This is a genomic window from Cytobacillus praedii (assembly GCF_001439605.1).
In the GTDB taxonomy this organism is placed as follows: Bacteria; Bacillota; Bacilli; order Bacillales; family Cytobacillaceae; genus Cytobacillus; species Cytobacillus praedii.
In genome coordinates this window covers 26552-49369 of the sequence record NZ_LMBX01000031.1, presented here as the reverse complement: position 1 = coordinate 49369, position 22818 = coordinate 26552, and the positions used below count along the sequence as shown (strand labels likewise).

At 39.1% G+C, this 22818-nt stretch carries 19 protein-coding genes; 9 read left to right on the top strand and 10 right to left on the bottom strand.

The annotated features are described in order from the left end of the window. From ASU02_RS22495 to ASU02_RS27105, 4 genes are all read right to left on the bottom strand, one after another. The gene (locus tag ASU02_RS22495; RefSeq protein ID WP_057767665.1) at window positions 1-906 is read right to left on the bottom strand and encodes a DUF2877 domain-containing protein; all 906 of its coding nucleotides are present in this window, start codon (window positions 904-906) and stop codon (window positions 1-3) included. A 7-nt stretch (window positions 907-913) separates the two neighbouring features. After that, window positions 914-2179: a YlbE family protein gene (locus ASU02_RS22490; protein ID WP_057767664.1), complete on the bottom strand. Its 1266-nt coding sequence runs from the start codon at window positions 2177-2179 to the stop codon at window positions 914-916. A 323-nt stretch (window positions 2180-2502) separates the two neighbouring features. Beyond that, on the bottom strand, window positions 2503-4251 hold the full coding sequence (fdrA, locus tag ASU02_RS22485) for an acyl-CoA synthetase FdrA (RefSeq protein WP_057767663.1): 1749 nt from the start codon (window positions 4249-4251) through the stop codon (window positions 2503-2505). Between the two features lie 17 nt (window positions 4252-4268). Then, window positions 4269-4454: a hypothetical protein gene (locus ASU02_RS27105; RefSeq protein ID WP_082631907.1), complete on the bottom strand. Its 186-nt coding sequence runs from the start codon at window positions 4452-4454 to the stop codon at window positions 4269-4271. Window positions 4455-4701: 247 nt separating this feature from the next. Here ASU02_RS27105 and ASU02_RS22480 point away from each other — a divergent pair, with 247 nt between their 5' ends. The 3 genes from ASU02_RS22480 to ASU02_RS22470 are packed head-to-tail and all read left to right on the top strand — an operon-like array spanning window position 4702 to window position 7052. After that, window positions 4702-5556, top strand: coding sequence for an alpha/beta hydrolase (locus ASU02_RS22480; RefSeq protein WP_057767662.1), 855 nt, complete (start codon window positions 4702-4704; stop codon window positions 5554-5556). A gap of 51 nt (window positions 5557-5607) precedes the next feature. After that, a complete protein-coding gene (locus ASU02_RS22475) occupies window positions 5608-6843 on the top strand; it encodes a DUF4062 domain-containing protein (RefSeq protein ID WP_057767661.1) in 1236 nt (411 codons plus the stop codon). After that, entirely contained in the window at window positions 6840-7052 is a 213-nt protein-coding gene (locus ASU02_RS22470; protein WP_057767660.1) for a hypothetical protein, read from the top strand. Before ASU02_RS22475 ends, ASU02_RS22470 begins: the two co-directional genes overlap by 4 nt. Before the next feature lie 125 nt (window positions 7053-7177). On the opposite strand, the gene ASU02_RS22465 is transcribed toward ASU02_RS22470, so the two are convergent. The 5 genes from ASU02_RS22465 to ASU02_RS22445 form a co-directional block, all read right to left on the bottom strand. Then, window positions 7178-7567, bottom strand: coding sequence for a VOC family protein (locus tag ASU02_RS22465; RefSeq protein WP_057767672.1), 390 nt, complete (start codon window positions 7565-7567; stop codon window positions 7178-7180). Beyond that, window positions 7557-8021 (bottom strand): SRPBCC family protein, encoded by a 465-nt coding sequence (locus ASU02_RS22460; RefSeq protein ID WP_057767659.1) that lies wholly within the window; start codon window positions 8019-8021, stop codon window positions 7557-7559. The genes ASU02_RS22465 and ASU02_RS22460 overlap by 11 nt, the downstream gene beginning before the upstream one ends. Window positions 8022-8029: 8 nt before the next feature. Then, window positions 8030-8386, bottom strand: a complete 357-nt coding sequence (locus ASU02_RS22455; protein WP_057767658.1) for a VOC family protein — start codon at window positions 8384-8386, stop codon at window positions 8030-8032. 60 nt (window positions 8387-8446) lie between these two features. After that, window positions 8447-9232, bottom strand: coding sequence for a helix-turn-helix domain-containing protein (locus tag ASU02_RS22450; protein ID WP_232426325.1), 786 nt, complete (start codon window positions 9230-9232; stop codon window positions 8447-8449). A gap of 75 nt (window positions 9233-9307) precedes the next feature. Next, on the bottom strand, window positions 9308-9802 hold the full coding sequence (locus ASU02_RS22445; RefSeq protein ID WP_057767657.1) for a GNAT family N-acetyltransferase: 495 nt from the start codon (window positions 9800-9802) through the stop codon (window positions 9308-9310). A gap of 376 nt (window positions 9803-10178) precedes the next feature. Here ASU02_RS22445 and ASU02_RS22440 point away from each other — a divergent pair, with 376 nt between their 5' ends. After that, entirely contained in the window at window positions 10179-12380 is a 2202-nt protein-coding gene (locus tag ASU02_RS22440) for an NHL repeat-containing protein (protein WP_057767656.1), read from the top strand. 44 nt (window positions 12381-12424) lie between these two features. Here the strand turns inward: ASU02_RS22440 and ASU02_RS22435 are convergent, their stop codons facing one another. Then, entirely contained in the window at window positions 12425-13390 is a 966-nt protein-coding gene (locus ASU02_RS22435) for a DUF3298 and DUF4163 domain-containing protein (protein ID WP_057767655.1), read from the bottom strand. Between the two features lie 460 nt (window positions 13391-13850). Here ASU02_RS22435 and ASU02_RS22430 point away from each other — a divergent pair, with 460 nt between their 5' ends. From ASU02_RS22430 to ASU02_RS22410, 5 genes are all read left to right on the top strand, one after another. Then, window positions 13851-15737, top strand: a complete 1887-nt coding sequence (locus ASU02_RS22430; protein WP_057767654.1) for a bifunctional metallophosphatase/5'-nucleotidase — start codon at window positions 13851-13853, stop codon at window positions 15735-15737. Between the two features lie 154 nt (window positions 15738-15891). Beyond that, on the top strand, window positions 15892-17031 hold the full coding sequence (locus ASU02_RS26105) for a glucosaminidase domain-containing protein (RefSeq protein ID WP_232426324.1): 1140 nt from the start codon (window positions 15892-15894) through the stop codon (window positions 17029-17031). A 204-nt stretch (window positions 17032-17235) separates the two neighbouring features. Further along, window positions 17236-17898, top strand: coding sequence for a hypothetical protein (locus ASU02_RS22420; protein ID WP_057767653.1), 663 nt, complete (start codon window positions 17236-17238; stop codon window positions 17896-17898). Between the two features lie 15 nt (window positions 17899-17913). Then, on the top strand, window positions 17914-19125 hold the full coding sequence (locus ASU02_RS22415) for an efflux RND transporter periplasmic adaptor subunit (RefSeq protein ID WP_057767652.1): 1212 nt from the start codon (window positions 17914-17916) through the stop codon (window positions 19123-19125). 198 nt (window positions 19126-19323) lie between these two features. Continuing rightward, window positions 19324-22782, top strand: a complete 3459-nt coding sequence (locus tag ASU02_RS22410; RefSeq protein ID WP_057767651.1) for a S8 family peptidase — start codon at window positions 19324-19326, stop codon at window positions 22780-22782. The last annotated feature ends 36 nt before the right edge of the window (window positions 22783-22818 follow it).

The following is a 22818-nucleotide window of genomic DNA, read 5'->3' as shown; positions in this document are numbered from 1 at the left end:
TTATTTCCTCCAATTTTTCATTGTTAATAATCCGATTAATAGCCCGAATGCTGTATCTATACCGGAGCTATGACCAACGGTAAGTAAATGTAATACATGCTTTTCTGCTTCTTCCTGCCTATCCTTTTCAGCTAAGCAATTTAAGATATTTACAATTGTAGAGCTGAACTCTCCTTTTAATGCGTAAAGCAGATATTCTCTTCCGATATCAGTAGTGACAGATTCATTCAGCAGAATGTCCTGAATCGTTTGCAGGAAAAGAGGGCTGCAGATCCCGGAAATTGTATGAATAGCTAGTAAACCAACGAGATGGTCATCCCCTGAAGGAGTCAAGCCTCGTCCTCTGCCTAAAAAATAGCGTAAAACTCTATCTACTTCAGATGAATCATGGGAAGAGAGCGCATCCATTAAACGGTAAACTTCATTTGCAGAAGCAGCGTATTTTTCTTTTTGCAAACGAAGGTATTCTAGAAGAAATTGTTCAATATCAAGATCTAATCCTGTTTGTTCCCCTTCAATAGCAAGGGCTTTTATGAATGTATCTAAGTATTGAGTGGATCTATCATTCTTCGTAAATGGAACAATGTTCGAGAAGGGTGTGCCTTTTTGGAAGTTAACTCGTATATTGCTATCTTCAAAGATTAGCTCCTTGGAATCATTATCCCAATGGACAGCAGCTGGTGCCTGAATAGAAGAAAGCAGTCTCTGAATAGCATCCTTTTGAAGGTGAATGCCAAAGGGAAGCTTCCCATTTTTATCTGTACCGATAAAAAACAAACGCCCGCCCATCCGAATGTTCAGTCCATTTTGAAATAAGCTATGAACAGATCCAATTGGGTTTTCTATAAGGAAGAGAGGAATATTACGTTCATATTCCTCTGCATACATTGTTTGGGTTTTTAGCATCGGCTCATTAGATGAGGCCTAATTTGACCGCATATGCTTCAAGTGCTTTCTCGAAGCATTCCTTCGGTGCACGAACCGTTCCTGCACCAACCTGTCCAACACCTGCTTGTTTATGAGCAATTCCTGTATTAATAACAGGCTCAATACCTGTTTCAACCACTTTACGCGCATCAATTCCGAGACAAGCACCTTGGAAATCCCAAGTTGGAATCGTAAAGTTGCTGTTTTGATCGATACAAATTTCCATCATATCGTTGCTTGTTGTAAGTGCATCATTGAAGCCGCCCGCACCAACGAAGCGTGTTACACCAGGAGCTGCAATCATTGCCATCCCGCCGACACCAAATGTTTCGGTAATCGCACTGTCCCCAATATCTGGGTTTGCATCATCTTGAGAATAGCCAGTGAAAAACAGTCCTTGTGGCGTATTAACTGGAGCAGTAAACCATTCATCGCCCATTCCGCTAATACGAATGCCAAAGTCCTTCCCGTTACGGCACATTGCTGTAACAACGGTACCTTCTTCAATTTTTCTTGCACCGTCTAAGACAGCTTTACTTGTTGCCATGGCAATATTTAAGAAGAATTGATCCGTATCAGCTAGGAACTTAATAACATCCTTTAAGTCGGTATCCTTTAAATCTTCTACTTGCACAATATATGGGCTGATTTCTTTAAGGAAGATGAGGGATGCTGCGATATTTCGCTGGTGGAACTCATCTCCCATAGTGATTGCTTTAGCAATCATTACATTTAAATTTAGGCCATTATCTGTTAGCTTTAATGCTTTTGAAAGGGTTGGACCTAATACATTTTTCTGCCACTTTAAGCGATTGATTACTTCTTCAGAGTAAGCTCCGAAACGAAGTACTTTTCCAATTCCTTCGTTCATGATGCAGTATGCTTCGTTTCCTTCTGAACGGTTTTCTACTACAAATACAGGCATATTTGCAGAAGTGATTCCGCCCATTGGACCAACTGCATTCACATGATGGCAAGGAATAAATGTTACTTCGCCATTTTCAAGCATTTGCTTTGCTTCTTCCTCCGTAGTAGCCCAGCCTTCAAAAAGGGCAGCCCCAATACATGAACCCTGCATTGGACCCGTCATATCTTCCCATTTAATAGGTGGTCCAGCATGCAAAAGTACTTTTCCTTCATTTAATTCTTTGATTTTATCCTTAGCTGGAACAACATCCACAAGGAATGGCGCTGATCCAGAAATCTTTTCAATTACCGCTCTGTTTGCCTCATCCATTGAATTGTATTTCATGTGAAATCCTCCTCGAATAATTGATAGGTTAGATAAACTTTTTCATTGGCTCTGTTATAACTGAATGTTGATTTTGTGGTGTTTGAGAAATAAACGGAAATATTCCGGTTAAATTGTGAAATACCTATAGTTTTTTTAAAATAAAGGGAGTTTTTCCGGTTATCGTATCCAAATCTTTGGATTTCACCTAAATTTGAGCTGTTAATCGGAATATCTCCGCTTATATTTGCTTCTTAAGCTTCGTCTCTATAAATAGCCGGAAATTCTCCGCTTATGAATTTTCATACAAACACGAAAATCAACAATGAATAATTACAGAGCTTTTATTTTAATAAGGCTAAGATTTTTCTCATTCTTTCGTTTCCGCCAGCAATCGGTCTCCAGTCAAACTGAACAACACGGCCGCCATATGCTGTGATGGAATCTGTAAAGCTCTTTAAGCCTACATTGATCACACTTGGTTTATTGTTCAATAATGCTGCCATTTCTTGAGACACGCTTAAGTCGAATGTCTTCGAAGGTGCTTTTGCATCTACATGGGCTTTCTGTACATCATTTACCTTCAAGCCAACGATTGCTAGAGCTGTTCTTACCGCTTCGTTATTGCTGTCCTTCACGATGATGCCAGCTTCAGCAAGCTTTTTCTTTTGAGCTTGGTAATCTTGCGGATCTGTTTCTGTTCCACAAACAGAAGCAACTACATGCAATGTACGGCCTTCATTATGCGCGTGAGAAACTGCTTTTTGAATCGATGGCAATAGGGCACTCGCCATATCATCGTGTGAGCCATAGCCTAGTACGAAATCAAGAAGGATAACCGCTGTTTGTTCGTCAGCACCAGCCTCATCAATAAATCTTGCTCTCGTCTCAGGGTCGATCATTGGATGCGGCTTTCCTTGTGTATATTTGTCATCACCAAGGTCCACAACGATGTGGCCGTCCTTCTTTAAGACATAACCATCTTCGTTTGTAATGGCAGATCCTAATCCTAATGCATCAGAAATTAATACGGCTGCTTCTGAAGCTAATGTTCCGCCAGAGAATAGTCCTTTAATTGTTCTTTGGTTTGGTTTTAAGTCTTTATTTGCCACTTCATAATTGCCTTGATTATAATCAGCTTTGATTTCATTTCCTTTTGCTAGATCAACAGCAATGCGGGCTGTTTCTTCAAGCGTGTATGCCTGGTATACATTTCCTTCATGCTGAGTTGGCTTTTCTCCTAAGAAAATCGTAACGACAGGCTTTGAAACGCTATGAAGCAAATCTACAACTTCATTGCGTACTTCCTTCGCTGGCGGCTTAGAAATAACAACAATGATTTCTGTTTGCTGATGATTTTCTAATGCGCGGATGCCGTCCATCATTGTGATTGCACCAACGGGTTCCTTCAGGTCACGGCCACCCGTACCAATTGCATGGCTAACTCCTTCGCCAAGACGGTCAATAATTGCTGTAACTTCTTGAATTCCTGTTCCAGAAGCACCAACAATTCCGATGCGGCCCTTTTTAACAACGTTCGCAAATGCAATGGGAACGCCATCCAGTATCCCTGTTCCACAATCTGGCCCCATGACAAGCAATCCTTTTTCATGAGCTTTTTTCTTCAGTCTCACTTCATCTTCGATTGGCATGTTGTCACTGAAAATGAATGTATGCAAGCCTAGGTCCAATGCTTTCTCAGCTTCATCAGCCGCATATTGACCAGGAACAGAAATTAAAGCCAATGTTGCATCAGGCAATGCCTTTTTTGCCCGATCCCATGTACGGACCGTTTCAAAATCATTTCCTTTATTACTAATGGATTGGTCTTTCAAGTATTGCTCAACCTTTTCGAGTACCTCACTCATTTTATTCTCATCGTCAGTATCAACCACAATGGCCATATCATTGGATTCCGCTGTTTCCAGCTCGTCTGAATACAAGCCAGCTGTTTTAAAGATATCTTTGTTTGCTGGTGTTCCCATCATGATTTGTGCCTTGTTGACGCCTTCAATCGTAGAGATTGAATTGGTTAATAGCATTAGATTGATAGAGTCTTGATACGAGTTCTTTTTTACAATTGTATAAATCACTTGTTATCACCTCGGTATTATTTTTGATGCGTTTGACTAATGTGGATGCGAAAGGCTATTAAAATATAGTGAGCAGAGGTTGACTTCCGCTGCAGGCTGCTCGCTTTCCGCGGGGTGGGCGATGAGCCTCCTCGTCGCAGTCGCTCCTGCGGGGTCTCATCTGTCCCACTCCTCCCGCAGGAGTCTCGCACCTCTCGCTCCAGTCAACGAAAGCAGTTTTCAGTCAGACAACTGCTGAAATAACAACCATATTTTTCATAAGAGCCTTAGGTAAATGGATAAAGAATAACTTAACCTCAGTTGCATTATAGAAAATCGGGCATAACAATCGAATAAAATTGAAAGGGTTTACATTGCAAAAACATTAAAGATTCACGCCATTCATTTGTTTCTGGCACCGATGTACTATAATTTTAATCGGTAACAAGCATATGAAAGGAAGGATACATAATGAAGACAACCTTTATATATAAAGAAGCAGACGGCTGCAGCATCAAAGGGGATTTTTATTCCATTGAGGAGAAGCATGCGCCACTTATTGTTTATATTCATGGCGGAGGCTTAATCTTTGGATCAAGAACGGATATGAAAAAGGAACAAATAGATCTTTATTTACAGGCAGGCTATAACGTATGCACGATTGATTACCGGCTAGCGCCTGAATCCAAGCTTGCTGAGATTAAAGAAGATATAGAAGATGCTCTTTTGTGGTTAAAAGAACAAGGCGTACATCAGTTCAATTTTGATCCTGAACGGATTGCGGTAATTGGAAGTTCAGCTGGGGGCTATCTCGCATTGCTTTCCGGTACTTTACAAGTCCGGCCGAAAGTGATTGTTTCTTTTTATGGGTATGGAGATATTACTGGGGATTGGTATCGAAAGTCTAGTCCTTATTTTTCAAAAATGACGGCTGTTCCTGAGGTTCTTGTGCAACAGCTCGTTCAGAAGCATCCCATATCTGAGGGACCAATTGAACGCCGCTTCGGCATCTATTTATATTGCCGTCAGCAAGGAAAGTGGATCGACTATTTAACCGACAAGAACGAAGGGACGCTTGATCCTTTTTGTCCATTGAAGAAGGTGGATGAAAGCTATCCGCCGACGCTCCTGTTGCATGGCGATGCCGATGAGGATGTTCCTTTTGAACAGTCCGTATTCATGAGCGAGGCCCTTAACAAGGCAGGTATCACAAATAAGCTGATTACAATTAAAAATGGCAAGCACTCATTTGATGAGAATATGAGCGATCCTGTTGTTGCTGAATCATTTGAAGAAGTATGTAGATTTTTAAAGGAAAGGCTATAAAATTAAATTTTCTGTCTATTAGGTATCTGCTTGTTTCAATAATGGTATAATATGGGTAAGAGCATTAGGGGGAAGGGGGAGTTTCCGCTGATCAATAAGACAAGAATTTTTATTAGTTCCGCTTATGAGGAGGATCTTAAAGGTCCAAGGAAGCTAATCAAAAAGCATCTTGAAGAAAGTGGGCATGAAGTACCCATTTTCGAAGATGGAGATTTTGGTACTTGGGAAAAGGATACATTAAAACAGTGTCAGGACGTCGTCAAGTCCAGCGACGTGTTTGTTTTGCTGATTCATAAGAAATCAGGAGCGAGCAGGAGGCTGTTACGTGGAAATGTAACACCGACCTATCTTGAATATAAAGCTGCGCTGCTGGAGAAAAAGCATATCCTTGTTTTTGTATCGCCAGAGATCAAAAATAACTTTAAGCTTTTACAGAAGGAATTTAAGAATTTATATGATATTTATTTAAGGGACCATCACAGGCTGCCAGGGTCTCCTTTTGATCCGTTAAAAGACTGGATGCAGGATCAATTAAAGCAAGATGGAATAGCGAAAAGCCTGCTTGAAATTGCTGATCCGTTTGTATGGGCGTTTCTGTATGATATTTATTCAAATGGAAAATGGCTTTATGATTTTAATATCTCCCGTTCTGAAAAAGAAGCAAGCACGATTTCAGCGATGCTTAGCACGTCACTTAGATCCGTAGTTGGTCTCATCGAAGAAAGAGATCAATTGGAAGAGCTTAAAGGACAAGCATCTTTCTTGTTAAATTATGCAGATTACACACTAATTATGCTGGATAAAAGAAATTCTATCGTGCAAAATACAAAAAGAGAATGGTCGAACTTTTTAAAAAGCGGTTTACTATTTCTTGATGAACCAAAGGCGATCATGCAGACACCTGAAACAAACCCTATCCATGTGAATACCGTTTCTGAATGCTTAGCAGCATCCCTTTATAAATACGATGGAACTTGTTTAAAGAGAATGGCTGAATTTGGTGAAATTACAGCACCTGACTTTTTCGATTTGACCGAATCGGAGGATGTATTTGTTGTAGAAGCATATAATAATCAAGAACGGCTAATTGCCTTTTTGGAAGAAAAACAGACCCTCTATATCACCGAACCAATAGGTGAATATGTGCTTTGCCTCCATTTTACGTTCATTGATTGGTGGTCTAAAGAACAAGTTCGCGCATATTCAGATGAGATTGAATATGCTATAATAAACGAAAGTGGCTATTTCTTTCAATTTTTGATTATGCTGATAGGAGGGACAAAATGAGCAAAGAACGAGTAAGTTATCAAAGCTCTGGCACCATTGTTTCTAGACGTTCCCCGGCAGGAAAAGTCATCCAGAAAAATAAAGGGAAAATTTTAGGCCCGCGCAGCTTCAGTGATTCCGTAGCCCACAACATTGATACATTAAATAAAGTCTTGAAAGAATCAGATAAAATCATGCCTCGTCCAACGAGAATGTTTAGAAATGCATAAATTGCAGAGAAGACCAACTTCTCTGCAATTTTTTTTTGGCTGAAAACCGGAACGAGCCTGAAGCTCTAGTATAAGTCCAGACAATAAAAGAGGAAGCTCAGCAATGAGAGAGAAGTAAGTACTGATCAGATTCCTAATACCTCATTCATCTTTCTATCCTTCTCTGCTTTATTCAAATACTCAAACATCCCAATATGATTTCCCCAGGGGTCCGAAAATGTTGCCCATTTTACTGGAACTTCGGGCCTTTCATATATCTTAAAGTGATCTATATTTAATTCTTGCACTAATCGCTCACGCTCATCTTCAATATTCACAACACCCAGTCTAAGAGGACCGCTGCTTGTGGCTGGAATTCCTTCTGCCACCTGGAGCCAGCATCTTGGAATAAGCTCCCACTCTGCAAAACCCTCATGTGGCACAAAATCAGGCTCTCGGCCTAATAATGTTCGATACCACGATTCTCCTTTAGTCATATCGGTTACACGTACCTGAAATGTCACTTCATATATCAGCTGTATCATCTCCTATAAATAAATCTCCCTTAAGAACGATCCCGTGTTCTAGATATATTTTTAATAAAGTCAGTGCTTCTCCCCATCCAGCAGCACATCCAATGCACGCATCGATATCTTTAATTGAATTTAAATACCCATGCTCTTCAAGGATTACTAGAGTTCCTTCCCTAAATGGATGCAAATTGAATTTCACGGTTGTTGGGCTTTCTCCAGGGCACCATTGAAAAATAAAAGACTCATATGGGATGGCTTCAACTATTTTTCCGCCATCTTCAATCACTTTATGCCTATTAACTGCCCATCTTAGCCGGATTTCACCTGCACCATCATTGTTCCACACGATGGTTGTGCGATCTGTAAACCATGCATTCCATCCAGCGGCGGTTGTTAGCGTATGGAAAACTTTCGCTGGCTGCGACTTAATATATGTTTGATGCTTTATAGCAGGCATCATGTTAACTAGCTAGAAAATTCGACGAGTTCAATTTGGTTTCCTGCAGGGTCCTTAATAATCGTAAACCGGCCAGGCGGGCATGGCTGGGGCTCATCAAAGAGAAGCGATACTCCTTTTGCTTTTAGTGCCTCAACATCTTTATCAAGGTTCTCCGAAAGAATTCCGAATAAAACACTTTGGCGTGTCTCTGTATCAAAAGGCTCTGTTTCCTCTAGTACGATTGGGATTTCATTATGTATTAAACTAACAAGCTTTTCCCCGTAATACTTTGAAACTTTGAATGATAACACATTTGTATAGAATTCAACTGCTTTCTTAATGTCGTCCACCTTCGCGGTTAACACACACACTTGATTTAACAAAATGATCCCTCCTAGCATTTGATATCCTTAACTTAACAAAAAAATAATCGGAAAATTCTTCTAGTTTGCTTTGTTTTTTTCTTTTTCAAATAATAGCTGAGGGAGATTAATTAAGATCGGTGGATCATAGGGCAAAGGATCTCTAAGCTTTATCTTAACTTCCGTCTCTGTCCTTTCTGTTACTTCAATTGCAAGATCCGACTTTCCTCGTAAGGCTGCATCTAAAAGAAAGTAGTCTTTTGGATGAAAACTAAGAGGAAGTGCTGCCGCTAAAACATAGTAGGTTCCCAATGGCACAGAGGAGAATAGGCAGTTTGTTTGATTATGGGTAATCGCCGTTCCGGCTAAAGGTCTTTGGTCTGGGATCGGGCGCGGGAAGAGACCGATAAAAATAAGGCCTTTAAAGCCTTTCGGAAATTCTAGCTGACATGAAACAACAGGCGGAGTTAATGTAATAGGTTCAAGCTTTTCCTGATGCTCAAATTGGTTAATAAATTGGTGCAAGTCTTCTGTACGCAACTGAAACTTCTTTGGGGACAGCCCGACAAATTGTTTGAATTTCGTGCTGAACGTTCCCATGCTTCTAAATCCAATTAACAGCAGTGTTTTTAATATCGATGATGAGGAAGCATCTACAAGTATTTTCTTACCCGCCTCGATACGTAAGGCAGATAAATAATGTCGTGGTGATACTCCTGTGATTTCTTTAAACACTCTCGAAAAGTGATAGGGGCTATATCCAACGTGAGAAGCTAGCTCTTCTGAAGTAATTTCTTCTTCTAAATGCTTCTTCATATATTCAATTGCGGTAACTACTGCTCTAATCTGATCTTTCGAATTTGGCAATGTGCTCACCTATTTTTACACGGCTTATTTTTTAGAATAAAGCGATTCTCTTTATGGAAGAATCGCTGAATAAGTCTATCCTTTTTTATACCCATCATAGATGGCATCCCAATCAAAAGGTCTTGCCATTCGATTTTCGATATTGTCTAATGGCTTAAAGCCATATTGGGCATAAAGAGAATGCGCATCCCTCGTGGCGAGGTGGAAGTTTGTTCCTTTCAAATGAGGATGCTCGGTAATTACACTCATAAGCCACTTACTTAAACCCTTTCCTCGATATTCGGGAAGGATGAACACATCACCGAGCCACGAAAATCGAACAAGATCGGATACGACACGTGCAAAACCAACTTGTTTTGAGGAACCCGTGGCGGGGTCTCCTTCATAGATCCCATAACAAAGAATCGAATGTTCAATGGCTGCTATAACCAGCTCTTTTGAAATTCCTTTAAGCCAGTAGGACTCCTCACTTAGAAAATTATAGATAACATCAATATCTAAATAGCTTTTATTCGTACTTATATAAAAATCTCCGTTTTTTATCCATTCTTCTTGTTTATTTGCCAACATAACGCTCCTCCTATGTTTGGAACCTATCTATTTCTATTTATACAACTAACTTTTTAAATTTTCAAATATTTAGAAGCGAAGAGGCAAGTCATTTGAAGCGTCTATTTCCGCTTTACAAAAATTTAATCAAACGTTTGATTAATATAAAAACTTTGCTTTTTCCAATACATCCCTTCTCCAAAGTTGATAATAAATCCAGCTTAATCTGTCAAAAAATTTCTATCCTTCATCTCTTTGCCGACTTGATTTAACATATTTTGAAGTCATTCATTTATTTTAGTAGTTTTTCCCTCTATCTCATTCCACACTAATTGTCCCAATTATGATTTACCTATAGTAAAATAGATCTAACATCAATAGAATAGGGGAAAAAATAATGGTGAAAAAGTCGGTCTTCTTTCTTATGTTAGCCTGTGTGTTTCTAGTATTTTCGCAAATTGGCTCTGTCTCAGCTGATTCGTCCTACCAAATTTCAAAAGTAGGAAAACCAATTACAAATAGTACCGCCATCACAGCAGTTTCAGGCAATGATGCGGAAGGAAATGCCTATATGTATATTCTTTTGCAAGGTGAGCCTGCCCAATTAGCTGTATTTGATCTGTTTAATAAAAAAATGGTTGATCAAAAGGCCTTAGCTGGTTCATCTAGCGGCTGGGCGATTGAAGTGGATGAAAAAGGAGAGGTCTGGATTGGGGGAACTCCTTCCAATAAACTTTATAAATATAATCCGAATCAAAAAAAGTTAACCGATCTTGGCAAAGCAACGAGTGGAAGTACATCCATTCATGATATTGAAGTAGACCATCATGGGAATGTGTATGGAAGTACGTCTTATGAAGGCGGGGTATTTAAATATAGCGGTGGAAAGTTTCAAAATCTTGGACAAGCGGCGAACGGAAAAACAATCGGCCGCAGCTTAGCCTATTATCCAGCAACAAACACAATGTTTGTTGGAGTTGGAGCAAATGCTGATTTGATTGCCTGGAATCTTTCATCCAATGCCAAAAAGTCTATCTTGCCCCAGCAATATAAAAATGCAACTTCTGTTTATGATTTAGATCAGGCTGGGGGTGTGCTGTTTGCCAAGCTTGAAAATAAACAAACCATTCTTATGTTCGATGCAAAAACATATAAGTTCAAAGGGGAGCTGACAGCGAAATCACGGGGAGTTTCGAAGCTTGCACCTAACGGGAAGGATGTATACTTTACAAACGACTATCACCTTCAAAAAATGGATTTGCAGACAGGGAAAGTAACCGCTTCACGTAAAACATTGCAGGGAACAGAAGCTGTATCCCTTGATTTCGTAAAAAAAGGATCGAAAACCTACCTTGCAGGCTTGCTTGGAAATACTGGCACTTTCTTTACGTATGATGTGGCAAGTGAAGAGCTGGTTGTTGATCACTTTGCCTTGCCGGCAGCGGGCGTGCCTATTTACAATTTAGCCGCAGGACCGGATGGCAATATTTATATAAGCAGCTATGTATCTGATAAGATGGGCGTCTACCATCCGCAGTCAAAAACTTTTTCATCGATCTCGAGGATCGGTCAAGTGGAAAGTTTTGCGACAGTCAATGGGAAATTTTATCTCGGGGTTTATCCTGCAGGTGTGATTTCAGAGTTGAAGGCTCCATCGTCACCAACACAGTTGTTTACAATTGGCAACGGACAAAATCGACCGGTGGCGATGACAGGAGCGAAAGGAACGAACTACTTATTTATTGGCACCCATCCGAAAAATGGAGAAATTGGCGGGAGTCTAACTATATACGACACGATTGCACGAAACCATTCAGTCAGAAGAAATATTGTGAAGGATCAAAGCATCATTTCTTTAACTGCTCATCAGTCTTACGTCTATGGAGGCACTTCCATATTCAGCGGAAAAAACCTGGAAGGCAAACAAAATGCAATACTTTTTAGAATGAAGAGCTCGACCCCGGCAGGGAAAATTGAGATTTTGCCATTAGGGATAAAAAATCCGCGCATGATCCATGCCTTGGCTGCAGATGCAAAGAAAATTTATGGTTTATCAGATGGCAATTTCTTTTCTTATGATCCGCAAACAAAGAAAACACAAACGGTTAATATCGTAAAAAATACGAGCGGCCGTTTTAATAATGGAACGCTTGTTATAGGAAATGATGGATTGATTTATGGAACAGTTGAAGGGACGTTGTTTAGCGTTCATCCAGGGACATTTAAAAAGGAAATACTAAAAAGTACAGGAGCTGAAAGGCTTACTAAAGGGGCAGATGGGGTCATCTACTTCACAAGCAAAGATGAACTTTTTTCTTTAAAAGCACATCAAAAAGTCATGTGGGGAAAAACAGAACTGCTAAAGGGCCAAATTGGAAAAGTAACCATTAAGCAAGCTGCAGCCCTCTGGAAGCGAAATGATGATGGAACATTAGAAAAGGAACGTACACTTAAGCCGGGTGAAGAATTCCGCGTCTATCGCTATCTTGCCGAGAAAAGTGGGCTCTACGGAGTAGGCGGCGGATTATTTATTGAAAAAAACTCCGCCAGTGTCCATTACGAAACACCATCAAAAAGTAAATTAGCGCTTCTGAAGTAGTGGCAAAAAGTAAAGGGGTCAGATCATATCTGTCCCCTTTTTTATTATTTAAAAACCGAATAAGGTATTTTCACTTCAGGCATTCCAGCTGCATAAGCGGCTACTTCATACTCGAAGAATTTCACAACAACCCCATTATCATAAAAATAAAAAGGGCGACCATTATTGATCGTGATTGAAGAAAGGGAGTCAGTAAAGATCATTCCCAATTCTTTATTTTGGTTAAGCAGATCAGCTTTTGCATAATTTTTCATTTTTGTTAAGGCACTGCTGCCCTTAGCTATGCTCGTTAAAGAAATTTGGTTACCAGTCAGCACATCGAAATTATAAGCTTCCACTGTCGACATTCCGTGAGCACCGCCTGTATACATGTAGTCGTAAATAAGAATGCTTAATCGGTTATTTTTGTTATATTTAACTTCGTAGGTTACATCATATTCATAGGAAAATCTGTATTCTTCATCCTCAGGAACATCGTACCCGTGTTCATTATAATAATCTTCACGATGGGCAAACTCATCCTCTTCTAACTTTAATAAGGATTTATAAGAAGCGGCCATGTGACCTTTTATAGCTGAGTTGATCTTTTTCTGTGCCTCACTGCTGATCAAGCCTTCAACCTGCGGATAATTAAATTCACCCTCAAATGTTTGTTTAGAAAGAGTCACACCTAACGCCTGCAGCTTTACTTTAGAAGGAGTTTCATATTTAACGGCAGAAGATTTCTTAATAAATGCTCCTCCGCCAACACCATAAAGTCCTCCGAAGTCGCTCTTAAATGTATAGACGCGGTATTCTTCCCCTTTTTTGAGTTTCCGAATTTCTATTAAACTTTTTCGATCCTTACTGTATGCCCATAGCTGTGAATTATTTATTAATGTAGCTTTTCCTATTTGCCCCTTCTTCAGCTCTGTTTTCCCCCACATCACGCTTGCTTGTGCAGAACCGATAGGCAGGATAGAAAGGGAAAGAACAAATACAAATAATATTCCAAGTAATTTTCTCTTCATTCCAAAACCTCCCATTCAATATATTCTTAATATACTAGGGGAGTTTTTCTAATTCAATCAAAAAAAGGAAAAGGTTTTTAGCTGTAGTTCACTGATCACGAAAAATTGGTGGGACAAGGAACCTGACACGCTGTCCTCCTTGAAGGCATAAAAAAAGAATTAGCCTTCGGAAGATCCGATGACTAATTCAAAGTTAGGTAAGCACGCTGGAAGAGTAAACCCATTTGTTTACACATGCTAGCGTACAGTTACTATTGTATACTAGCAAACCGAATCTGGGAATGTGGAAAATATGGAAATTATTTATTTTGCTGTTGGAATTTGTCTAAAAACATCATAATTTGTCTATTTATTAGGTCATATTGATAGGTCTTTACGACTAATTTTACATTCTATTAACACCAGATTAATAATTATAAGATATAATAGATTTGAATTCTCAAAAAACAGGAGGTAAGTCATGCAAAGGTTTAAAAAAGGTTTTGCTGTTATTGCTTCTTCTTTAGTCGTATGGTCCGGATTTGGCGGACAATTCTCTGTGAATGCAGAGAGCATTTCAGCTTCTGCAGCAACAAAGAAAATTACAATTTTGCATACAAATGACACCCATGGCCGCGTAGAAGAAGGCGATGGAATGGGATTTGCAAAGATTTCTGCGCTTGTGAAGCAATTCGAGAGCGAGAATCCGAACACATTATTGTTGGATGCGGGAGATACTTTGCACGGCACACCTTTTGCCACAGTAAGCCAAGGAGAGAGTATTACAGAAGTAATGAACACTGTTGGCTATGATGGAATGGCTGCTGGCAACCATGATTTTAACTATGGGTATAAGAGATTGCTAGAATTAGAAAAGAAATTGAATTTCCCTGTATTAAGTGCAAATGTGCGTCAGAAAGACGGTACAAATTTATTAAAACCATATGAAATTAAAGAAGTGGATGGCATTAAACTAGGTATCTTTGGCTTATCTACACCGGAAACACATTACAAAACAAATCCGAAAAACGTGGAGGGATTAACGTTTACTGATCCTGTAAAAGAAGCACAGGCAATGGTAAAGGAATTAAAATCCCAAAATGTTGATATGATTATTGCTGTGACTCACTTAGGAATTGATGAGTCAAGTACAGAAACATCAATTAAAGTTGCAAAAGGTGCTCCTGGCATCGATCTCATTGTTGATGGACATAGTCATTCCACTCTTGTGGAAGGACTAAAAGGAGAAAATGATACACTGATTGTAAGTACAGGAGAATATACAAAGAATCTTGGTGTTGTTGAGCTAACTTTTGAAGATAAGAAATTAACCAATAAATCAGCGCGTTTGATTTCAAAAGAAGAAGCAGCGAATGTGAAACCTGATCCAGCTGTTGAAAAGGCAATTGAAAAGGTCCATGAAACTCAAAAAGAAATTTTATCAGAAGTGATTGGAAAAACGAATGTGCAATTAGATGGTGAACGTGAGCAAGTCCGTGTAGGCGGAACAAATCTTGGAAATTTAATTACAGATGCAATGGTAGATATGACTGGTGCGGATATAGCTTTAACAAATGGCGGCGGAATTCGCGCATCAATTGAAAAAGGGGACATTACGAAGGAAGATGTCATTACGGTACTGCCGTTTGGCAACTATATCGTGACGAAAGAGTTAACAGGTGCGCAGATAAAAGCTAGTCTTGAAAACGGTGTAAGTGCTTATCCAGAATCTAAAGGAGCATTCCCGCATGTTTCTGGTTTAACTTTTGCGATTGATCCTGCTCAAACAGCTGGTCACCGCGTGCATGAATTGAAGATTAAAGGGCAGCCAGTTGATATGAATAAGAAGTATTTAGTCGCAACAAATGATTTCATGGCTATTGGCGGAGATGAGTATACTGAATTCAAGAATAATCCAATTGCAAATGAGTTCCCTGCATTAGATGAGGCATTAATTGCTTATCTTAAAAAAATAGGCTCGGTGGACGATAAGTATGTAGCTCGATTTGTTGAGAAAGCTATTGAAAAAGAAGAAGTAAAACCAACACCAACACCAACACCGACGCCAACACCGACGCCAACACCAGTACCAACAAAGAATGTTTACTGGGATGGTCTATTAATGAAAAAAGGCCAAATTGGCCGTGTAACAATTGAAAAACCAATTAACCTTTGGAAGCGCGATGTGAATAACAAGCTTACGTTTGTTCGTGTCCTGAAGCCTGGTGAGAAATACAGAGTGTATAACCAAGACAAGCTTTTCTTTGGCCAATATGGTGTAGGTGATGGACATTACATCACAAACATCAAAGGACTAGTAAAATATGAAACACCTTCTAAAAAGAAACTAGCTGAATTGAATAAGTAATACTGTTACTAGAAGCAGAGAGATATCTATCTCTCTGTTTTTATATTTTTAGTATTGAAAACACCTTTACGATTATTTAAATTTACGAGAAAATAGAAAGTAAGTATGACGAATAGAAATAATCATCTAGAAATCAATTGCAAGGGAGAAAGTGATGAAAAAAGTTTATTTATTGCTGTTTGTTTTAGTTATGAGTCTGATTCCAACTGTATCTGCAGAAGCTGCTAGTGAAAAAGTGGCCATAGAAGGGAATTCTATATTAACGGCAAAGCAAATGGGTGATTTTGTCTTGCTGAAAAAGCCAGATCCTAAGTTAACGACTGTCGATATTTATAGATTAGCAGATTTATATTTATCCATTGGAAGGATGGAAGGCATTCGTGGGGACATTGCCTTTGCACAAGCTATCCATGAAACGGGATTTTTCCAATATGGCAACGATGTGTTACCTGAGCAAAACAATTTTTCTGGCATTGGTGCGGTTGGCGGCGGAGCACAAGGAGCCTTTTTCAATACGCCTGAGGAAGGTGTGCGTGCACAAATCCAGCATTTGAAGGCATATGCGAACAATGAACCGCTTGTAACTGAGAAGATTGACCCTCGTTTTGATTATGTAAAGCGGGGAATTGCACCTTATTGGACGGATTTAAATAATCGGTGGGCTGTTCCTGGGAATGGATACGGCGAAAAGGTTTTAAGTATTTTTGATGAGATGAAGCAAATTAACTTAGCGATTCCAAATGTAAGCAGTGAATGGACATCGAAGCTTCCAGCAGCGTCTGTGTATTTGAAAGCAGATATGCCGCTTATTAGTCCAGACGGAAAAACAGAAAAGATCTTGAAAAAGGGCTTTTCTTATAAAGTATTCGGTACATTAGGCAACAATTATAATCTCGGCGGCAATTATGTCATTGCAGCCAATAGCAGCAAGATGAGCGTTTATATTGGCCGATTGCATATTAAGAGTAAAAATATCGATTTATATAAGCCAGATGGCAAAGTTCACCGTAAAATGATTCCTGGCGAAATCGTTAAAGTATTCAGCTATGATGAAAATGCTTACTATGTTGGCGGTGGATATTACATTAAAAAAGGAACGGATGTTTCTTTTTATAAAGGGACCATCCAAATAAAAGCTGATAGTCCGCTTATTGATGCGGCTGGCAATACAGCTAAAATATTGAAAAATGGCCAAGTGTTTAGAGTGTATGCTATCAATGGCAATAAGCTAGACTTAGGCGGCGGCTTCTACCTAAATTACGACAAAACAAAACACGTCTACACAAATAACTAACTGGGTAGCAGGCAGCTTCCTGAAAAAAATAGATTGCAAGAGGAGATTCACATCTTTATTGGAATGGGTGAATCTCCTTTTTTTATTGGTGTCTATCATAACTTGTGAACAATTTCCTAATTTCGTCAATTTTAGGGTTTAAAATGGGAATTGAGACAATATGTGGGTTAAAATAGAAATAGAATTCGTTTGGAGGTACAGCTTATGGTCTATTACGTGCAACTTTTTAAAGGGTTGCTGCATCCAAGTAGTTTCTCCTATCAAATGGAGAAGGCGGAAGAAATAAGAGGGCTTTGGAAAAAGGTTGTATTCCTCATTTTATTTAGTATTTTTCTATCTGCTATTGCTAGTTATTACGGTGTAGGATTGGACTTTCTAGCAAAAGAAATTGCCGGAATCCCTCAGCAGGAGCTTGAGGCAAAGAAGGCAATAGCAGGAATCGGGAAGGTTATATGGGGAGCCGGTTTTGCAGCATTTGTCCTCTTCGGCTGGTCAATTATTCTGTGGGCTTTAATGGACCTTCCATATAAGAAATTAGTTGTCATTCAATTATTTGTACTCAGTATTTTATTGGTTGAGAAAGCTATCCTGCTCCCTTTCAATGTTTCCCTAGGGATCGGTTCTGAATTCTCTCCATTTGGGTTAGGGGTAATAGCTAGATATATTACATCGAATATGATTGTCGTATATTTCTTATCACATATCTCAATTTTTAAAATTTGGGTGATTATTTTTCAATATGTATGCATAAAGAGGATGAGTGAAAAGAACCCTACGGTTATTTTCATTTTAATTATTTGTGTAAATCTATTCTTTTGGTTAATTTCAACATTATTATCCTATTTGAAAATTGAAAGTCTTATATAAACAGGTGGTGATTACTTGAGAAAGCACATCAAAAAGCTGCTGATAGGAGCTGGCTGTCTAGTCATTTCCGGAAATTTCTACCTCATTTTAAAAGATCAATCAAAGATTGAGCGAGCCGCATTTGTTGATCAATATTCAGCAGCCAAAAAAGAAGATATAAAAGAAATGCTTCATAAGGAAGGTGTTGTTTCACCATCTGATAATTACCATTATTACTATGATGAAAAAATGGGCTCTTTTAAACAGTTTTTTGTGAAAAAAGGAGAAGAGGTAACAATAGGTACTCCTTTATATGAATATATTTCGGCTGATATTGAGGCAGATCGTGTCCGAATGGAGGCTGAAATTACTAAGATAGAAAACCAGATTTCAGCTATAGAAGATCATATTTCTGAGCTTACCCGCTATAGAGATACGTTAATGTTTGAGGAGGAAGAGAAGGCGGAAGGACGAGCAATTATACATAGCGTCGAGCAAGATATATACGATAAAGAATTACAGGCAGAAATGTTAGGGAAAACAGCTGAAAAGTACGAACAGGAATTAGAAGCACTTCAGGCAAGCGAGGGGAAATTGACTGTTGTTAGTGAGTATGAGGGCATTGTTAGCGATGTGAATATCGGCTTAGAAAATCCGCTGATAACAATCAATTCTCTGACGCCAACAATTCGAGGCAGCTTTAATGAAGAGGAACGGATTCAAGCAGAAGCTGGGATGACAGCTGTGCTTTCCTCTAATTTAATAAAGAATCCATGGAAGGGGACATTACAAGAAGCTGATAACCTTCCAGCTGGCCGTGTTTCTGAGAAGAAGAAAAGCAGCTATCCATTTACGATTCAATTGGATGAAGAGGCACCTCAAGAGTTACTTCAAGGGTCGCATGTGAACATAAGACTTATAACAAAAGAGGTGAACGGAGCAATAATGGTTCCAAAGGAGTCTGTTGTGAGGAGTAAAAAGAAATCCTTTGTCTGGGTTATTACAGCAAGCGGAAGGCTAGAGCAAAGAGAAATGAAAGCTGGCATGCAATCCGGTAATCAAGTGCAGGCCAAAAAAGGAATCGACGCTGGTGAAATGATTGTCAGTCAATCAGATTCTGTTCAAAAAGAAGAGGGACCATCCATTATTACCCCCCTTCATCCTTCCAAACTAGAACTTTCAGCAATGAAAGCAATCGGAAAGAAGCAAACAGCTAGATATCTAGCAAAAGGAATCCTTTCACGCTAACAGTGTTCACAAGCGGTGGTCGGCACTGCTTGTGGACAAGGAGATCTGATTATTCATGTTGAGCAGCTCCAATTTGTTTAATGGGCACGATGAAGGATCTGCCTGTCGAAATTAGTAAAAAGTTTGAATAGGATATCGCTTGCTATTATTTGGTAATTATTAGTAAGATAAAGTGAGTACAGAAAATAGGGGGATACTATGAAAAAATGGGTTAGAAATGCCTTATCGGTTACAGTTGGGCTTGGCTTAATTTCTAGTAATCTAGCAGCGGGAACATCAGCTTTTGCCGAAAAAAAATCAGCGGATGTAGCAGCGATAAACGTAAGTAATCCACAGCTTCAGAAAAAGCTGGACTTGGCCAATGAAAAGGCTTTAAGTGAGGATACAATTATCATTAAATATTCGAAATCGCTTACTCAAGCAGAACATCGGATTGCGGGAGGAACATTGCTTAAGAATTTTCCTACTCTTAACTATGCCGTTGTTAAAGTTAATAACAAAAAGAATCTTCAAAAAGTAATGGAGAAATATAAGGGATTCGCTCATGTAAATTCAGTGAATCCAAGTGCATTGTACAAACCTTTAAATGCTAAAGATCCAAAAGTATCTGAGCAGTACTATATTGATATGCTAAACCTGAATAAAGCGCACCAGCTGGCCGGGAAGAATAAGGTGACTGTTGCTGTCATTGACCAAGGTGTGGACATGCAGCACCCAGAGCTAAAAGGGAAGCTGCTGCCTAGCTATAATGCAGTAAACCCGATGAATCAAGGAACTCCTGATTTCCACGGAACACATGTGACGGGGATTATTGCTGGGAACAAAAATAATGGCATTGGCGGTTTTGGAGTAAATCCAAATGTTAGCATCCTTCCAATCGATGTTTTTGACCGTGGGTATGGGGCATACGACTATGCGATTGCTGATGGAATTTTACACGCAGTGGAAAAGGGTGCCAAAGTAATCAATATGAGTTTAGGCGGACCGATGAAATCGCCAGTTATTGAGGAAGCGATTAAAAAAGCATTGGATAAAAATATTACCATCGTTGCAGCAGCAGGAAATGACGGTGCTGCTATTGCAAGCTATCCAGCTGCATACGAGGGAGTTATTAGCGTCGGATCTGTGAACAAAGAAAAGAAGCTATCAGACTTCTCCTCATATGGACCATCAGTTGATTTGGTTGCACCTGGAGATGAAGTGTATAGCACGCTCTATGATTATGAAAAGAAGTCAAGCTTTGTTAAAATGAGCGGTACTTCAATGGCTTCTCCAGTGGTAGCAGGTGTTGCTTCTCTGCTTTTATCAAAAAATCCAAAATTAACACCGATGCAGGTAGAGTATATTTTAGAGCATACAACAGAGGATTTGGGAGAAAAAGGGTTTGATGTTAAATACGGAAATGGACTCGTTAACCCGGTTGCCGCACTTAACTTTGATATGAAGAAACTGCCAAATTTAACAAACAAAGATTTGACAGTTAAAGAAATTCTAGCAAAGGCAGAAGAAGTAGACTTAGCGAAAACTTCTATTATCAATGGAGTTATTACAAAGCCATTTGAAGAAAAATGGTACCAAACAGAGGTGAAGGCTGGGGAGTACATTCAATTTTCTCTAGAGGGTGCAAAGCAATTTGACTACAAACTTCTTATCAATTCACCTGATGGCAAAGAAAAAGTCGATGTCAATAAAGTGCTGGATGGGAAAACAGAAGGCAAGCTATATAAAGTTCCTGCCTCTGGGAAGCTTACCTTTGCAGTAAAGGATGTAAATGGCAGCTATGATGACTCTAAAAGTCAGCAATCCAAGTACAATCTCTCCGTGAAAAAATATACAGCGCTGCCAAAAGATGAATCTACACTTGAGACACCGATTGATCTGAAGCTGCCGTATAAATCCGGAAAGGAAAACTTTACTTTGATTGGTGAAGAGGGCGATGATGATTACTACCGTTTCTCTGTTGAAGAAGAGCAAGTTGTTCGTGTGGACCTTTCTGGTATTCCAGGTGTAGATACAAGTATAAGTGTTTATGAGAAATGGCTTCCATCTGAAATGGCAGAAGGAGAAATGCAGCAGGAGGCAGAGCTGCCTGAGGAGCTAGCTCAATTCCCAGAAGAACCATCATATTATGCGAACAATAAAGGCAAAGGTGAAGGTGAAATTTTATCCTTTACTGCCAACCCTGAGACTGAATTATTAATTAAAGTATCGAATAAAGACAGCAACTATTTTGGTATTTTTGATTTCTTCATGAATATGGGAATGATGGAGGAAGAGCAAAGCCCTGAATCTTCAGCAATCCCTTATCAGTTAAATGTGGAAGGCAAGGTTCTTCCTCCAGATGAGGATTCATTGCCAGTATTTTTCTCTGAGGAAGAGGAAATGAGTATGCTTGAAAAACAATTAGGGCTTATTACAACGCCTCCTCAAGAAGAGGAATTTGACTATGTGCAAATGATCAAAGACGGGGCTCAGCCTTATAAAATTGGCGATTCTGCAACTGGCTATCTTCAAACATTAGAGGATGAGGATTGGTTTAGCTTTACGCCTGAAGAGAATGGAATCTATGAGTTTATTTTATCTGATAAAGATGCCTCTATTCCAATGTTAGGAATCTACCAAGTGAAGGAAGAAAAAGATCAGAACGGAGAAGAGTATTCATACACTGAAATGATTAGTACAAATGAGTATTCATTCTGGCAATCTGGTGAGCTTGGCACTTCTATCTTTACAGGATTAAAGAAGAATGAAACGTATTATGTTAAAGTAAACACGAATTATTATAATGGCAGTATTTCATTTGATCCTTATCAGTTTACTTCGAAGCTTGTAGTGAAAAATCCACAGGATAAATATGAGGACAATGATAAGCCGGAAAATGCGAAGAATCTTACTGCAAATGTAATCGAAGGCAATTTTGCTCTGCCGAATGATCAGGATGTTTTCTATTTTGAGGGCAAACAGAATGATATTTACGGCATTAAACTAGAGAGAAAGCAAGTAAGCGATAAGTTTAAATCCCAGTATCCGAAGGAGCTAGTTAGTCCTTTCTATGGCAATTTAGTTATTGTTGAGGATACGAATAAAAACCGTAAATTAGATGATGAAGAAATTGCTAAGTCCCAGTATATTGCAAAAGGTGCTGAGCAAGGAAAAACATACGGTTCTTTTAAAACAGAAAAAGGCAAGAATTATTTCATCACAGCTTCTGCCTATTTCGATGGCTTCCAATCTTTCTCGTTAATGCCATACGTATTAACACTTAACCCTGTTAATAAAAACGATGAGGATAAAGATTCAGTTGTAAAAAATAACGTTCCATCAAAGCCGCTGAAACTTAAAGAGAAATCATCCAAGCATTTGCAGGCAACAGGTCATTTAAATGCTGGTGTTCCTTACGGGGATGAAGACTGGTATGAATTAAAACTTGATAAGAATACGACTGGCACGATTGAACTTGCAACAGGCATTGAAGTGGATGGAGTGATTTCCCTCTATAAAAATGGCAAGCTAGTAACAACAGCTGATTACTATTCAAGCGGGGATAATGAGGTTCTAAACTTTAACCTTAGCAAAGGCACCTACCATATTAAGGTGCGTGATTCATTCGGCAATACAACTTTAAACCCTTACACTCTAACTGTTAATAAAAATTAATATGCTATGATGCCTGTGGGGTATTCGTTCAGAATC

Excerpts from the sequence above, each read along its gene's own strand:
- ASU02_RS22495 (WP_057767665.1), bottom strand. The coding sequence starts at position 906 with ATGCTAAAAACCCAAACAATGTATGCAGAGGAATATGAACGTAATATT.
- ASU02_RS22490 (WP_057767664.1), bottom strand. The coding sequence starts at position 2,179 with ATGAAATACAATTCAATGGATGAGGCAAACAGAGCGGTAATTGAAAAG.
- ASU02_RS22480 (WP_057767662.1), top strand. The coding sequence starts at position 4,702 with ATGAAGACAACCTTTATATATAAAGAAGCAGACGGCTGCAGCATCAAA.
- ASU02_RS22475 (WP_057767661.1), top strand. The coding sequence starts at position 5,608 with ATGGGTAAGAGCATTAGGGGGAAGGGGGAGTTTCCGCTGATCAATAAG.
- ASU02_RS22470 (WP_057767660.1), top strand. The coding sequence starts at position 6,840 with ATGAGCAAAGAACGAGTAAGTTATCAAAGCTCTGGCACCATTGTTTCT.
- ASU02_RS22460 (WP_057767659.1), bottom strand. The coding sequence starts at position 8,021 with ATGCCTGCTATAAAGCATCAAACATATATTAAGTCGCAGCCAGCGAAA.
- ASU02_RS22445 (WP_057767657.1), bottom strand. The coding sequence starts at position 9,802 with ATGTTGGCAAATAAACAAGAAGAATGGATAAAAAACGGAGATTTTTAT.
- ASU02_RS22440 (WP_057767656.1), top strand. The coding sequence starts at position 10,179 with ATGGTGAAAAAGTCGGTCTTCTTTCTTATGTTAGCCTGTGTGTTTCTA.
- ASU02_RS22435 (WP_057767655.1), bottom strand. The coding sequence starts at position 13,390 with ATGAAGAGAAAATTACTTGGAATATTATTTGTATTTGTTCTTTCCCTT.
- ASU02_RS22430 (WP_057767654.1), top strand. The coding sequence starts at position 13,851 with ATGCAAAGGTTTAAAAAAGGTTTTGCTGTTATTGCTTCTTCTTTAGTC.
- ASU02_RS26105 (WP_232426324.1), top strand. The coding sequence starts at position 15,892 with ATGAAAAAAGTTTATTTATTGCTGTTTGTTTTAGTTATGAGTCTGATT.
- ASU02_RS22420 (WP_057767653.1), top strand. The coding sequence starts at position 17,236 with ATGGTCTATTACGTGCAACTTTTTAAAGGGTTGCTGCATCCAAGTAGT.
- ASU02_RS22410 (WP_057767651.1), top strand. The coding sequence starts at position 19,324 with ATGAAAAAATGGGTTAGAAATGCCTTATCGGTTACAGTTGGGCTTGGC.